The sequence below is a fragment of the Nguyenibacter vanlangensis genome, from assembly GCF_013376155.1.
GTDB classification, from domain to species: domain Bacteria; phylum Pseudomonadota; class Alphaproteobacteria; order Acetobacterales; family Acetobacteraceae; genus Gluconacetobacter; species Gluconacetobacter vanlangensis.
Genome location: NZ_JABXXP010000032.1, coordinates 1 through 14870, shown reverse-complemented (window position 1 = coordinate 14870; position 14870 = coordinate 1). Strand labels below are relative to the sequence as shown.

The following is a 14870-nucleotide window of genomic DNA, read 5'->3' as shown; positions in this document are numbered from 1 at the left end:
AGTTCGGCCGTGGCCTCCATCCAGGCGCGGTAGGTGTCGGCGGTGTCGGCCCGCAGGGCGGGCGGCACGTCGAACGCGTCGAGCAGGTCGAGATGGGTCGACTGGTCGGCCAGGCCCATCTGTTCGTGCTGGCCCTGGATTTCGACCAGCAGGCCGGCGGCGCGGCGCAGCAGGGCCACGCCCACCGGCTGGTCGTTGATATAGGCGCGGGAGCGGCCGTCGGTGGCGACCAGGCGGCGCAGCACCAGGGGGTCGCGCGGATCGTCGATCAGGATGCCCTGTTCGGCCAGGACGCCGTGCAGCGGGTGGTCGGAGGCCAGTTCGAAGCAGGCTGTGACGCTGGCCTGCTCGGCGCCGGCGCGGACCAGGCCGGCGCTGGCCCGGTCGCCCAGGGTAAGGCCAAGACTGTCGAGCAGGATGGATTTGCCTGCCCCGGTCTCGCCGGTCAGCACCGTCAGCCCGGGGGAGAAGGGCAGGTCCAGCCGTTCGATCAGGACGACGTCACGGATGGCGAGATGGGTCAGCATGCATCGGGCCCGCGCCGGATAGCGGTATCGGAGCGATGGGTCAGAAGATCGCGTGCCAGGTGCGCGAGAAGAAGCCGCGGCGGGACGGCGGCGGCGGGGCCTTGTGGTCCGGCGTGCCGGCATCGGACGGAGCCTGGGCCGTGTCGGGGACCGAGCCGGGCAGCGGGGTGTTGGCGGCCAGCAGATGCTTGCTGCGCAGCATGTCGTAGCTGTAGCGGTACCACTGGCTGCCGGGGTAGTTGTAGGACAGGACCGAGGCGGTGCGGCGGGCCTGATCGGTCAGGCCGAGATCGAGATAGACCTCGACCAGCCGTTCCAGGGCCTCGGGCACGTGGTTGGTGGTCTGGAAATCCTGCACCACGCGCTGGTAGCGATTGACCGCGGCCTCGTAATTCCGCTGCTGCTGATAGAAGCGGCCGACCAGCATTTCCTTGCCGGCCAGGTGGTCGCGGCAGAGATCGATCTTGAGCTGCGCGTCGCGGGCGTAGGGCGATTGCGGGAAGCGGGTGATGACCTCTTCCAGCGCGTTCATCGCCTCGATCGTGCCCTGCTGGTCGCGCCGTATGTCGGAGACCTGTTCATAATAGCAGAGCGCGCGGAGATAGAAGGCATAGGCGGCGTCGGGGCTGGTGGGGTGCAGTTCGAGGAAGCGATCGAGCTGCTGCACAGCCTCGGGATATTTGTCCTGGAGGTAGTTCGCGTAGCCTTCCATGAGCTGGGCGTTCGCGACATAACCGGAATAGGGATAGTTCTGCTGCAGGGCCTCGAATTCCGCGGCGGCCAGGGCGTAGCGCTGGCTGTGCAGGGCGTCGATGCCGTTATTGTAGAGTGTGTCGGCCGGGGGGACATGCGCCTGCATGTCGCTGATCGCCTTCTTGTCGCCGCCGCAGGCCGCGAGCGACAGCATCAGGGCGAGCGCGGCGTACCGGGCGGCGCGGGGGCCGGTGGGACAAGCAGCGAAACGGGTGCGAATGGTGTGCAGTGACATGCCGGCTCTTCCAGTTCGGTCTGCCTTATATCATGCGCCGGGCCATGGTGAAGGCCATGGCGTCGTTTTCGCGGCGAATGAGGGGGGATACGGCGCGGGACGGGGCAAGGGCGGGGCGTTTCGGATTGGAGGCGGATCAGAAATCGAGCGCGGGTTCGTGCCGGTCGATCACCTCCTTGAGGCAGATGAAGGTGCGCGTGCGGTTGATGCCGGGCAGCGAGACGAGATAGTCGCTGTGGATCGCATTGAAGCGGTAGATGTCGGCGACGCGGATCTTGAGGAAATAATCGTATTCCCCCGAGACCAGGTAGCAGTCGATCACGATGTCCAGCGCGCGGACCGCGCTTTCGAAGGCGAGGATGTTCGCCTTGTCCAGCGAGTCGAGATTGACGCCCACCAGGACCAGCGCGCCGCGCCCGACCTTGGCGGAATCGAGGATCGCGCTGAAGCGCAGGATGACGCCGCGTTCGACCAGGCGTTGCACCCGGCGAAAACATGTCGCCGCACTTTGATTGACCAGCGGGGCGAGGTCCGAGATCGGCAGGCGCCCGTTCGCTGCCAGGTGGTTCAGGATCGCACGGTCGGTCCGGTCGAGGTCGGACCTGGCAGCATCTTCCATCATGTCTCCCGATGACGTCAAAATCCTTCAGCGCGACGAAATGTAGTGAATGATTTCGTCATTTCTGTGTCGGAATATGAATGCACAATTCGTATCGATTTCGACAATATCGCACCACACGAATTCGTGAGCAAGGAGCGACCCGTGAGCGCGAAGAAAATTTCTGAGAGGCCGTCCGAGATCAGAGTTTTCACGCTTCACCACGTCATAGCCGTAGCACAGGCCGCGGTGCGGCTTGCGAGGCCTTTGAGGAACAGGGCATGCGGTCCAGCGCCCGCAAGCTGATCCAGCAGATCATAGGCCGAAGGCGCTGGGGCGTCCGCAGGACGCCGATCGTACTGATACCGTTGCCGTAGACTTGGGTAAGCACGGCGATTCGAAACATGCGCGAACGCAGCCTGTCTGCAATCATTGATCCGGTTTCGGGTCAAATGCCCTGCGACGCGCATGCGCCGGCCGCGGAAGCTGAGTCCGTTCAAACGAGATCGTTTGAACGGGCGAGGATTGCTCCACACGGCCGACCTGACAGCACCGTTTCGGCCGGTCCTGTCCCCGGCCGGCTTGGCCGTCACCAGATCTTCACGCGGTCTTCCGGCTTCAGATAAAGCTTCTGTCCCGCCACGACGCCCCATGCGTCATACCATGCATCGATATTATGCATCGGCATGTTGACGCGCGCGACCGGCGGCGAATGCGGATCGACCACGATTTGCTGGCGCAGGGCGTCGTCCCGCACTTTCTCGCGCCACACCTGCGCCCAGCCCAGGAACACGCGCTGGTCGCCCGTCAGTCCGTCGATCACCGGTGCCGGCTTGCCGTGTAGCGAGGCATGATAGGCATCCAGCGCCAGCGTCAGCCCGCCCAGATCGGCGATATTCTCGCCCATTGTCAGCTTTCCGTTCACATGCACGCCCGGCAGAACCACGAATGCGTCGAACTGCGCACCTAGCCGGTCGGCAAGTTTCTGGAACCGCGCCGCGTCCGCCTTGGTCCACCAGTCGCGCAGCCGCCCATGCTCGTCGAACTTGCGCCCCTCGTCGTCGAAGGAATGGGTCATCTCATGCCCGATCACGCCGCCGATGGCGCCATAATTGACGGCCGGATCGGCCTTAGGGTTGAAGAAGGGCGGCTGAAGGATCGCGGCTGGGAACACGACCTCGTCGAACATGGGCATATTGTAGGCATTTACAATTTGCGGCGTCATGTCCCACTCGTCGCGATCGACCGGCTTGCCCAGATGCTCCAGCCAGTATCGCCATTCAAAGGCAATCGCGCGCGTGGCATTGCCATACACGTCGCCCTTGCGGATTGTCAGCGCGTCATAATCGCGCCACTTGGTGGGATAGCCGATCTGGATGGTAAAATTCTCCAGCTTGCGCAACGCAGCGGCACGCGTCGCCGGCTCCATCCAGCTATTATGCTGAAGACGGACACGAAAGGCGGTCTTCAACTCATCCGTCAGATGACCCATCTGCATCTTGTTGTCCGGTGGGAAATAGCGCGAGACATAAACCCGGCCGATCGCCCATCCCATCGCGGAACTCGTCGCGCCCACCGCCCGCTTCCAGCGCACGGGCAGTTGCGGCTGGCCGGATAGCGTCTTGTCGTTGAACGCGAACCATGCGTCGACGAACGATTTCGACAGGTTGGGCGCCGCATTGTCCGCCAGATGGAAGGCCAACCACGCGCGTAGCGTCGCGATATCCGTCGCACCGAGGATTTTCGCCTCCCCGGTGATCGCACTGGGCTCGCCGGCGATCACGACACGCTGCGTGAGACCCGCCGTCGGAATGCCCGCCGCCTGCAGCCAGATCGCCCAGTCGAAACCGGGCGCGTCCTTCCCGAGTTGTTCGACGGTGCGGGGATTGTAGCTCTTTTCGGGATCGCGCATCGCTTCGCGCGCCCAGTGAGCCTTTGCGATGACCGTTTCCAGCGCGACGATGTCCGATGCCGCCTGCTTCGCGTCCGGCCACCCGATCAGGCCGAGCATTGTCTCGACATAGGCCCGATACGCGGTCTTCTTCGCGGCGAAGGACGGTTTGATGTAATAATCCCGATCCGGCATCCCCAGACCTGCTTGGTCCAGGTTGAGCGAATACCGCGTGGGGTCCTTCGCATCGGGCTGGATCATGAGCGAGAACGGCGATGCCTGAAACGTTTCCTGGGCCGACCCGGCGAGGGCAGCGAAGGACGCGGCATCATGCACGGCACGGATCGCGGCCAGGTCGGCCGCCAATGGCGCCGCACCCGATGCCTCGACGGCCGCCTCGTCCATGAATGAGGCATAGAACGTCCCGAGCTTGCCTTCGATCGTCGTCGGATTTGCCTGCGCCTGCGACGACACGTCGTTCAGGATCGCCTGCACCCGCGTACGCGACAGTTCGGCGAGTTCGTTGAACGGCCCCCAGCTCGCCCGGTCCGGCGGAATGACCAGGTGCTCGACATAAGTACCATTGGCATAGCCGAAGAAATCATTTCCCGGCTGCACCGAAAGGTTGCGCCCGGACAGGTCGAGCCCCCAGGTTCCCAGGTGCGCAGCCGACGCGCCCGGCGTCGCTGGAACCGCCACAGTGGCGGCCGTTGCACCTCCGGTGGCCAGCATCCCGGCCAGGCAGGCCGTGCCCAGCATCGCAATTCCACCACGGCGCTCTGCGATGCCGTATTGCTTCATGAGGATCAAATCGATTTCCTCCTGGCGCACCGCGGCGCGCCGAATTGTATGGGATGGTCGTTCCGGCGCGGGACGCGCATGCCCGCGCTTAGAAATTCGCCTGGACCGTCAGCATGAACGAGCGTCCGATGATGCCGTCGAAATAGCGCGAGGTCGAGCCGATATAGGGATATTGCGGTTTCGCATCGAACACGTTGTTGATATTCAGGTTCGCCACATAATGCTTGAGAAAAGTATAGCCGATGGTCGTGTTGAACATGAAATATTGCTTGAAGTCGTTGATGGAATAGGTGTTCGGGGCGACGTTCAGCTTGTAACGGCTCTTGCCGTAGTAGATCATTTGCCACTGCAGCATGAGTGGACCGCGGAAATAATTGATATTGGTCGTGAAATTGTCGCGCGGGTTGCTGGTGTCGCCGACCTGCGCATAAGTCTGGCTGAGCAGCGTCTGGTTGTTGAAGACGTAATGCATGTAATTGACGGTCATCTCGACCGCGCCGGATTGCGGACCCAGCCCGATATCCTCGAGCGTCAGGAAGTAATCCAGCTTGGACTGCACGCCGCGCACGTGCTGGTTTGCGATATTGTAATATCCCTCGTGGAAATTGGTAATCTGGCCGGATGAATCCCGCGTGAAGGCCGAGCAGTAGGCATTCGGAAAGTTCGGCGAATCGTAGCACGCGTCCATGATCTGGGTGATGTCGAGCGACTGGATCTCATTGTGCAGATTGATGTCGATGAAATCGGAATTGATGGTCAGCCCACGCACCCAGCGCGGACGCAGGGTAACGCCGCCGGTAAAGCTGTCCGCCGTTTCGTTCTGGAGATGGGGGTTTCCGCCCGAACTGCCGAGTATGGTATAATTATTAATGTTCGACGTGAAGTTGGTCGGCACGCCCGCCTTGGCGCAATTCGCGCGCCGGACGCCCGGATTCGGGCCGGACGTGATGAACTGGGGCGAACACGGATCGTTCCCGCTGTCGTAGACCGAGCCATCGGGTGCAAACAGTTCCGTGATCGACGGCGCGCGGAGCGAGCGGGTATAATTGCCGTGGAACAGGACGTCGCGCGTCGGCGCATAGGTGCCTCCGGCGGTCCAGGTCCAGAAGCCTCCGGTTATGGAGTTGTTGACATAGCGTGCCGCCGCGTCGCCCGAGAATTCATAGACGCCGGGGACATGCATCTTCGGCGAAACCAGCGGAACCTCGAGTTCGGCGAAGGCCTCGTGCGTATGATAGCTGCCCGCGACAGGCGAGACCGGAATAAACGCGCCATATTGCTGATAGGTGCCATCCGGCATGGGCTCCCCGAGGAAGAAGGCCCCCGGATTGAAGCTCGTAGCCTCGCGCCTGTGCTCGTAGCCCAGGTCCCAGCGCACATCCCCCGCCGGCAGCTTGACGACGGTGCTTTTCACCTCGGCCACGATGTCGAACTGGCTGTTTGTCTGCGAGGTCTTGCTCATGGCGGTAACATAGTCGATCGCCGACTGGCTTGCGGTGCTCACGCCGAACGGATTGAGCGCCGCGCAGGTCGCACTCTCGGTGGGCAGCGGCGAGCTGACATAGCCCGGCGCGCAGCCGATCGACCCGTCAGGCAGCCTCACGGCATTCAGCGCGTTGACGAAGTTCTGCGCCACGATCACGGGCTGATAGGTCTGCGACATCGAGCGCCCGTACGTACCGGTGATATCCCAGTCGAAATGACGGCCGGCGAACTCGAAATCCCCGTTCAGACCGCCGACGAAACGGAACGTCTGCGTGTTCGTGGTGAAAGCGCCGGTCCCGTAATCGGTGTTGGCGCGGGCCAGATAGAATTGGTCGGTCGGTACCCCCTGCGCGGCAAGGTTCGAGATGATGGTGGCGCGTTCCGCTTGCGTCAAGAATGGATTGCTGGTGCTCAACACCAGGTTGCCGCTCTGCGTCCCGTCGGCGGCGCCCGTCATCGCGCTGCCGAACAGGGCGGAATTGTAGTTCGGCTGGGCGGACGTATTGAAGGCGCTTGCATCCTGGTACCAGCCTTCGAACTTCGCCTTCAGGTGATCGGTGATGTCGTAATGGGCCAGCGTGGTCAGGTTCAGCCGCGTCTGGCCGACGATCAGATTATTGTAGTTGCCGATATTGAAGCCATTCCCGCCGGAGCCTGAAATCTGGTCGCCGTTGACCGAATTGAAGGTCAGCGGCACCAGGGCGGTGCCCGTGGGGTTGAAGATCAGCGTCTGTCCCGCGGCGTTCGTCACCCCCCCCAGGTTCCGGCCCGAGAGCGTGGGGTAGGTATCGGAGGTGATGGGAATGCCCGAATTGGTGAATTCCAGATAACGCTGCCCGTGTTGCAGCACGTATTGGTACGGGCTGTTCGGATCGTTGCTCTGCCCGAAATAATTGCTGTTTCCGCCGCCGAATTGCGGCCGCGCCGAGCGGGTCAGCGGAAGCTGGTCGTTATATTCGAGATCGAAGACGACGCCGCCCCGGTCATGATCGAAATGCCGACCAGCCAGAAACGCGATCTTGGCCGATCCGTCATCGAGCTTCTGGGAAAAACCGCCCTGTGCGGTAAACTCCACGCCCTGGAAATCATTCTTGAGGATGAAGTTCTGCACGCCGGCGATCGCGTCCGACCCATAGGCGGGCGCGCCGCCGACGCTCACGGTCTCGACTTTCTTGATGAGCGAGGTGGGGATGATGGACAGATCGACCGGCGACCCCGCGACCGCGCCGAAGATCGAGGAAGACGCGTCCGAGACGAAGCGCATGCCGTTCACCAGCGTCAGCGTGCGCTGCGAGCCGAGGTTGAACATGTTGGCGAAGAACTGGCCGGCACCATAACTGCCTTGGGTCCCCATATTGGAATTGTCCGGCGCGCCATAGGCCGGGTTTTCACGCAACAACGCGGTGCCGACATTGGTATAACCACGCCGTGCCAGTTGCTCGGCATCCAGCGTTGTGGTCGGCATGATGTCGGTCAGCGCGGAATGGGCGAGGCGCGACCCGGTGACGACGATGGCTTCGGCGTTGGATGTCGCGTCAGTACGATCCGGAGCGGCGAGGGCGGCTGCATTCGTTGCCTTGATGGCGTCCGCGCGCGGTATGGGGGTGGAGGTCGGCGCGGGCGGTAAGGTCGTGACGATCTTCAACCCGCCGGAAGGCGTCGCGACCACGGCCAATGCGGTGCCGCGCAAGGCGAGGCCGACCGCTGTCATCTCGGTCATCTGGCCGTTGATCGCAATCGCCTGCCTGCCTGCCACCTGATCGGGAGAAAACGCGATTGGAGTTCCGGTCTGGGCCGATATGCGCAACAAGGTTCGTGCCAACGGCCCCGGCGGCAGGGAGAAGGCGAAGGATTTCGCCTGACTGACGGAGATATCGGCGGCTCGGCCTGATGAGACCCCTGCGAGACATGAGCCCGCGAGCAGAAAAAAGGTGGATATGCCGAATAGCCGCTGGTTTCTCTTCATCTCTTCCTCATCGTTACGGACCGTTACGGTGTGGCCGTCACAAAGGATGAGGATCGAGCCGGCCAAAGTGATACCGACTGAGAAACTTTTTTTTACGTGACGATCGTCACGATAAAGAATTGATCGTCACGACTCCGAAAGGTAGATGCCGGATGGAGACCGGGAAGATCTCCTCGAGTTGCGTGAGCGAACGGCGGGTATCGTTCAGCGAAAATACGCCGCTCGCCCGGATGCGCGCCGCGCGCGGCGTGATGTACAGCGCACCTCGCCAGTAGGGTGCCAACCCTGCGACCACATCGCCAAGCGTCCCGTTTTCCACGATCAGCATCCCATTGCGCCAAGAGGTCGCAAGGCCCCAGTCGATGGCCTGTTCGCCCGGTCCATTCGGCTCCAGATCGATGGCATGGCCAGCCGCCAGGGTCAGGCGCGGCCCATGCGCGGGCAGAATGGTCAGCATGTCGTCATGGGTGGTCACGATCGTCCGGCCGTCATCGCGACGGACCATGAAATCGCCGGCCAACGCACGGACCGTGCCCGCGCGGGTGGCAACTTGGATAAACGGCGATGCCGCGTCGGGGCGGCTTTCGACAAGAACCGTTCCACGCAGGAGCGTGAACGCGTTCCGCCCGCCGCCGGCGGCGAATGCGATGGCGCTGCACGGCGCAAGCGTTGCGGTGGATCGTGCTCCAAGGGCGAGTTGCTGCGTCTCGCCATGGCGGGTGCGGATATCGGCGCGCGGATCGCCCGACAGATGCCCCGGCCCGACCACCACGTCCGCCACGCATGCTGCGCCGGCGAGCGCTCCCAGCCCCCGGCGCAGCAGCGCGCGGCGTTTCACCCGGCGTAGGTAAACGTCGCCTAGAGACTGGCCACCCAGCGCCGCGCTCAGCCGCGCAAGCTGCATGTCCACGGAGTTGGACCGCTCGTCTCCGCCCTGCAGCGCGTCCGTGGATCGTGTTGGATCGGAAGCCATGATGCTTTCTATTACGAACAGGAATTCAGGAACTCAAGGCCGATCCAGCACGCCCACACAGGCACGTTCGGCGGTATCGATATATTTCCGTACCATGCTGACTGATACGTTGAGGCGTTCGGCGATGTCCTGATGGCGCAGATGGTCGATTCGGTAGAAGAAGAACGCCGCGCGTGCCTTGGGGGACACGCCGCGCAGCGCATGGTCCATGCGCTGGAGCAATTGCAGGAACTCATTATGTTCCTCGGGGCTCGGCGCTGTCTCCGCCGAAACGGTCCGCAGCGCGTCCAGATAGCTTGCCTCCAGCACGCTGCGTCTTCTCAACTCGGAGATCAAGCGCCGCGCCACGACCAGCAGAAAAGCACGCGGCTCGCGCAAGCTTTCCGCCTGCCGGGATGCGGCAAGGCGGACAAACGCCTCGGAGGCGATTTCCTCCCCCTTGCTACGGGAACCGAGCTGACGCGCCACGCGCCCGGCCAGCCAGCCGAAATGCGACTGGAACAGTCCTGCCAGTGGGTCTGCATGCCGTGAATGCGTCAGGGGGTGTTTGGTCATCTCTGGTTTCACACGGCCCAACCGAACGCGACGGGCACCGGATCGTATCGCATCCCGCACGCATAAATACAAAAACAAATCGTATAATTATTGAATTTGTCTGATATATAAACTTTTTCCAAGGGTAATTTTTCTCACACGTTCTTGATATCGACTTCGTAACGTCTTCACGTGATTTCCAGCGCCGCGCCGTGTGTCCCCGGTTCCGGAAACGCTGTGCGACGCTCTCTCCTGACAATCATAACGAAGCCGCAATAGGCAAGAGGCACGTCCGCTCGACCAACCGCTTTTTTTTGGAATGTGTCCCGGCGAACACCCGGTGTCGCCGGGCATGAAAAGGCGGTCCTGTCCACTGTCCCTTTGATTCCAAAATTCGCTTATGGCGAGCGGCCCGTTATCACTGGCCGGGGTGATGTCACCGGCTCCGGTCTCATACGCCTTACCATTCCGCAGCCCCAAGTAATAGTCGATCACGATGTCCAGCGCGCCGCGCCTGACCTTGGCGGAATCGAGGATCGCGCTGAAGCGCAGGATGACGCCGCGCTCGACCAGGCGTTGCACCCGACGAAAACATGTCGCCGCACTTTGATTGACCAGCGGGGCGAGGTCCGAGATCGGCAGGCGCCCGTTCGCTGCCAGGTGGTTCAGGATCGCACGGTCGGTCCGGTCGAGGTCGGACCTGGCAGCATCTTCCATCATGTCTCCCGATGACGTCAAAATCCTTCATTGCGACGAAATGTAGTGAATGATTCCATCATTTCTGTGTCGGAATATGAATGCACAATTCGTATCGATTTCGACAATATCGCACCACACGAATTCGTGAGCAAGGAGCGGCCCGTGAGCGCGCGAAGAAAATTTCTGTACGCCTTCGTTTCATCTTTGGCGGTGCTAGCTGCGTTGCCTGCGGCCCATGGCGCGCCGGTGCCGGTGCGCAAGCCGAAGGACAAGGCGACGGCGTCCCATGCGCCGAAACCGCGCGTCCATGCCGTCGTCGCCGCGTCGGAATCGCTGGCCGTGACCGCGAACCGCAATACGTCCCATGGGATGGAGCAGACGATCACGCGCAAGGCGCTGGAGACCTTTGTGCCGGGAACCAGCGTGCTGCAGGTGCTCTCGGCCACGACGCCGGGGGTGAGCTTTGCCTCGGACGACCCGTTCGGCCTGGATACCTGGGCGAACACGTTCTATATCCGGGGCTATACGCAGAGCCAGCTTGGCATCACGCTCGACGGGATCCCGCTGGGGGACGGGCAGTTCATCAATGCCAGCGGCCTGGACATCAACCAGGCGGTGATCCAGGACAATATCGGCCATGTGAACATGTCGCAGGGGGGCGGGGCGCTGGATGTCATGTCCATCACCAACCTGGGCGGCGCGCTGCAATATTATACGCTGGACCCGCGCGACAGGATGGGCGGCGACGTGTCCCAGACCTTCGGCAGCAATGGGACCTATCGCACCTTCGCCCGGTTCGAGAGCGGGGTGCTGAACCGCACCGGCACGAAGTTTTCCGCCGCCTATGCCCGTACCGACGCGGGCAAGTGGAAGGGCGCGGGCGATCAGTTCGAGCAGCAGGCGAATTTCAAGGTCGTCCAGCCGCTGGGCACGCGGGGGAAGGTCAGCGGCTATTTCAACTATTCGGAATTCGATCAATATAACTATAGCGACCTGAGCCTGGAGATCATCCGCAAGCTGGGCCAGCGGGTCGATTACTACTATCCCGACTATGCCACGGCCTATAAGGCGGCGCTGGGGCAGTTTCCGGCCGGCTATGACAGGTTGTCGGACCCGGAGGATGCGTCCTATTACGACGGGGCGCAGCTTCAGCGGAATTACCTGACCGGCATTACGACGCAATATGACCTGACCGACCGGCTGCATTTCACCAACGTGCTGTACGACCACCAGTCCGGCGGGGATTACGAATGGACGAATCCCTATGTCACGTCGCCGTCGGGCGCGCCGATGATCCAGCAGGTGGGCCATACCGCGGTCACACGCCTGGGGGCGACGGCTGCCCTGCAATACGAAATCGGCAATCACACGCTGCATAGCGGGGTGTGGTACGAGCATGTGGGCTATAGCTGGGCGCAGCGTTACTACAGCCAGCCCGTGCTGGGCCAGGGCGCGCCGCGCAGCGGAACGGGGCCCTATGACGATCCGTTCGCCACGGCCTATGCGATGCAGTTCAACACGAACACGTTCCAATATTATCTGGAAGACAGCTATCGCATCCTGCAGAACCTGCGCGCGCATGCGGGCTTCAAGTCGATGCTGACGACCACGGCGGGGGGCGCGTCCTACAACAATCCGACCTATACCGGCCAGGACACGCTGCCCAACGGCAGCCTGACGACGGCGGGTGCCTTCCTGCCGCATGTCAGCCTGAACTGGACGTTCCTGGGTAGAAACGAGCTGTTCTTCGATTTCGCGAAGAACCTGCGGGCCTATACGTACAATACGTGGCAGAGCGGCAATGCCTGGGGCGTCAACGAGATGCCGACGAACCTGAAGCCGGAGACGTCCTATAACTACGAGGTGGGATATCGCTATAACGCGAAGCGGCTGACGGTTCTGGTCAATCTCTATCACATCGACTATCGCAACCGCTTGGCCACGATCACGGTCGGCAGCCTGGTGAACGCGCACAATACCTATATCAACGTGGGCAACATGGATATGTGGGGCGCGGATGCGGGCGTGACCGTGCGGCCGCTGCCCGGCCTGGAGGTCTTCAACAGCTTCAGCTACAACAAATCGACCTATGGCCGCGACGTGACGAGCGACGGCGTGACCTATCCGGTCGCGGGCAAGCTGGAGGCGGGCTATCCGCAATGGATGTACAAGGCGAACGCGAGCTATGCGTTCGGGGATGCCCGGCTGAACTTCAACGTCAACTACATGAGCAAGCGCTATATCTCGTATGTCAACGACGCGGCGGTGAGCGGCTACTGGCTGGCGACGCTGTCGGCGAATTATCGCTTCCGGCATGTTCCGCATCTTGAGACGCTTGAATTCAACCTGGGTGTCTACAACCTGTTCAATCAGCAATATGTCGGCGGCATCGGCGGCTATTCCATGTCGGGCGACACGCAGCAGCTCTTCGCGGGAGCGCCGCGCCAGATCTTCGGCTCGCTGCACGCACGGTTCTGACCCGGTCCTGACGCGCCGTCGCATGGGCGGACCCGGTTGTCCGGGCCGCCGATGCGAGCCGTGTCGATGCGAGCCATGTCGAGGCGGGAGAGCAGGCGTTCCGCCAGGGGCGGCAGCGGGTCGACCCAGGCGGCGCCGATTTCGGAGCGATGGGCGCCGAGATCGAGCGGGACGCGGCGGATCTCGTCGCCGGTGGAGATGACGGCGCAGGTCGGGACGATCGCCACGCCCAGCCCGACGCCGGCCATCTGGATCGCGCTTGTGTATTCGTGGAAATATTTGATCTTCTTCGAAGGCAGGTCCTGCAGGTGGGATGCGCGGGATAGCGCGTCGTGAAAGCCGGGCGCATTCTCGCGCGACAACATGAGGATGGTCTGGCCGCTGAGGGCTTCGGGCGTCAGCCGGGCATAACCGGACAGGCTGTGGCCGCGTGCCATGACGACGTCGAAATCTTCATAGGCGATCGTGCGGATTTCGACATTGTCCCGCGCGATCGGCATGCGGACGAAGCCGAGATCGAGCTGTCCCTGCGCCAGGGCCGCGACCTGGCGACAGGAATCCAGGGTCAGCAGCGTGATTTCCACGCCCGGGCAGGATTCCTCGAAGGCGCGGATCGTGTGGGCCAGGAACAGGTTCAGCGCCGAGGACACCGCCCCGATCCGCAGGGTGCCGGCCGCGCCGGACCCGACATTGCGTGCGCTGGCGATCGCGCGATCGATGCCGTGCAGGATGTCGCGCGCATGGCGCAGGAAATCGCGCCCGGCCGCGGTCAGCCGAACGTGATGGTGCGAGCGTTCGACGAGCCGGGTGCCGACATGCTGTTCGAGCTGCTTGATATGCGTGCTGAGCGCGGGCTGCACGATGTTCAGCCGGTCGGCGGCCATGCCGAAATGCAGCGTCTCGGCCAGCGCGCAGAACGACCTGAGATGTCTGATTTCCATAAGGTTTGAAAAATCCCCGCATGTGCCGCCGGGCCGGGCGGCCCTGTTCCACCATCCTATCCAAGCCGGATTGCACAGCGCGTCACGGGTCGGTGATCGCGGGACGTGATGACGGGGATCATGAAACATTATTGGACAGCATGGTCGCGTCGATGAACATCGGCGGGGCGCCCGGCCGTTCGAAAGCCGGCGACCAGGCGGCAGGGGATCGCGGCGGGAACCGAAGCGTGCCGTCGGACGATGCCTCAAGACAAGAAAGGGATAACCCTCGCATGTCCAACCAGAGCACGCCCCAGAGCGCGCCCCAGAGCATGCCCCAGAAGAGCATGCCTCGAAGCGCGCCCCAGCCAGGGCGCGTTTCCGCCCGGTGGCTGCGGATCATGCCGATCGTGTTCGTGACCTACAGCCTGGCCTATCTGGACCGCACGAATTACGGCTTCGGCGCCACGGCAGGGCTGAACGACGATCTGGGCATTTCCCCCGGCAGGGCGGCGCTGCTGTCCGCGCTGTTCTTTCTGGGCTATTTCGCCTTCCAGGTGCCTGCCGCCGCCTATGCGCGCCGGCACAGCCCGACCAGGATGATCTTCGTCTGTATCCTGGGGTGGGGCGTGATGGCGTCCCTGACGGGGCTGGTCGACAATTTCTGGCTGCTGGCGGCCGATCGGTTCCTGCTGGGCAGCATGGAAAGCCTGATCATCCCGGCCATGCTGCTGCTGTTGACGCAATGGTTTTCGCGGGACGAGCGGTCGCGGGCGAATACCTATCTGATTCTCGGAAATCCGGTGACGGTGCTGTGGATGTCCGCGATCACGGGGTATCTGATGTCGCGCCTGGGCTGGCGGACCGTGTTCGTCGTCGAGGGGGTGCCGTCGATCGTATGGGCGTTCGTCTGGTTTGCCACGATGTCGGACACGCCGCAGCAGGCCGGCTGGCTGCCGGCGGAAGAGCGCGCGGCGCTGGGGGCGCGGCTGGCGCGGGAACAGCGTGCG

11 protein-coding genes are annotated in these 14870 nt (G+C 62.7%); 2 read left to right on the top strand and 9 right to left on the bottom strand.

What is annotated here, in order from left to right; genetic code table 11:
* From HUK84_RS04115 to HUK84_RS04080, 8 genes are all read right to left on the bottom strand, one after another.
* A partial coding sequence (locus HUK84_RS04115; RefSeq protein WP_176639115.1) for an AAA family ATPase occupies positions 1–527 on the bottom strand: 527 nt, incomplete at its 3' end.
* A gap of 40 nt (positions 528–567) precedes the next feature.
* The gene (locus tag HUK84_RS04110) at positions 568–1515 is read right to left on the bottom strand and encodes an outer membrane protein assembly factor BamD (protein ID WP_176639114.1); all 948 of its coding nucleotides are present in this window, start codon (positions 1513–1515) and stop codon (positions 568–570) included.
* Between the two features lie 136 nt (positions 1516–1651).
* Positions 1652–2137, bottom strand: coding sequence for an Lrp/AsnC family transcriptional regulator (locus HUK84_RS04105; protein WP_246285367.1), 486 nt, complete (start codon positions 2135–2137; stop codon positions 1652–1654).
* Between the two features lie 565 nt (positions 2138–2702).
* Positions 2703–4805 (bottom strand): M13 family metallopeptidase, encoded by a 2103-nt coding sequence (locus HUK84_RS04100; RefSeq protein WP_246285369.1) that lies wholly within the window; start codon positions 4803–4805, stop codon positions 2703–2705.
* An 88-nt stretch (positions 4806–4893) separates the two neighbouring features.
* Positions 4894–8010: a TonB-dependent receptor domain-containing protein gene (locus HUK84_RS04095; RefSeq protein ID WP_218064202.1), complete on the bottom strand. Its 3117-nt coding sequence runs from the start codon at positions 8008–8010 to the stop codon at positions 4894–4896.
* Between the two features lie 352 nt (positions 8011–8362).
* Positions 8363–9229, bottom strand: coding sequence for a FecR domain-containing protein (locus HUK84_RS04090; protein WP_176639113.1), 867 nt, complete (start codon positions 9227–9229; stop codon positions 8363–8365).
* Between the two features lie 33 nt (positions 9230–9262).
* Positions 9263–9784 carry a sigma-70 family RNA polymerase sigma factor gene (locus tag HUK84_RS04085; protein ID WP_176639112.1) on the bottom strand — a complete coding sequence of 174 codons (522 nt, stop codon included), beginning with the start codon at positions 9782–9784 and terminating at the stop codon, positions 9263–9265.
* Between the two features lie 87 nt (positions 9785–9871).
* Positions 9872–10483 (bottom strand): Lrp/AsnC family transcriptional regulator, encoded by a 612-nt coding sequence (locus tag HUK84_RS04080; protein ID WP_246285365.1) that lies wholly within the window; start codon positions 10481–10483, stop codon positions 9872–9874.
* Between the two features lie 141 nt (positions 10484–10624).
* On the opposite strand from HUK84_RS04080, the gene HUK84_RS04075 reads away from it, so the two are divergent.
* Positions 10625–12940 (top strand): TonB-dependent receptor, encoded by a 2316-nt coding sequence (locus HUK84_RS04075; RefSeq protein WP_317135229.1) that lies wholly within the window; start codon positions 10625–10627, stop codon positions 12938–12940.
* On the opposite strand, the gene HUK84_RS04070 is transcribed toward HUK84_RS04075, so the two are convergent.
* Positions 12859–13881, bottom strand: coding sequence for a LysR family transcriptional regulator (locus HUK84_RS04070; protein WP_176639111.1), 1023 nt, complete (start codon positions 13879–13881; stop codon positions 12859–12861). The genes HUK84_RS04075 and HUK84_RS04070 overlap by 82 nt on opposite strands.
* A 272-nt stretch (positions 13882–14153) precedes the next feature.
* Between HUK84_RS04070 and HUK84_RS04065 the strand changes: the two genes are divergently transcribed.
* The coding region (locus HUK84_RS04065; protein WP_218064201.1) for an MFS transporter at positions 14154–14870 on the top strand (717 nt) is incomplete at its 3' end.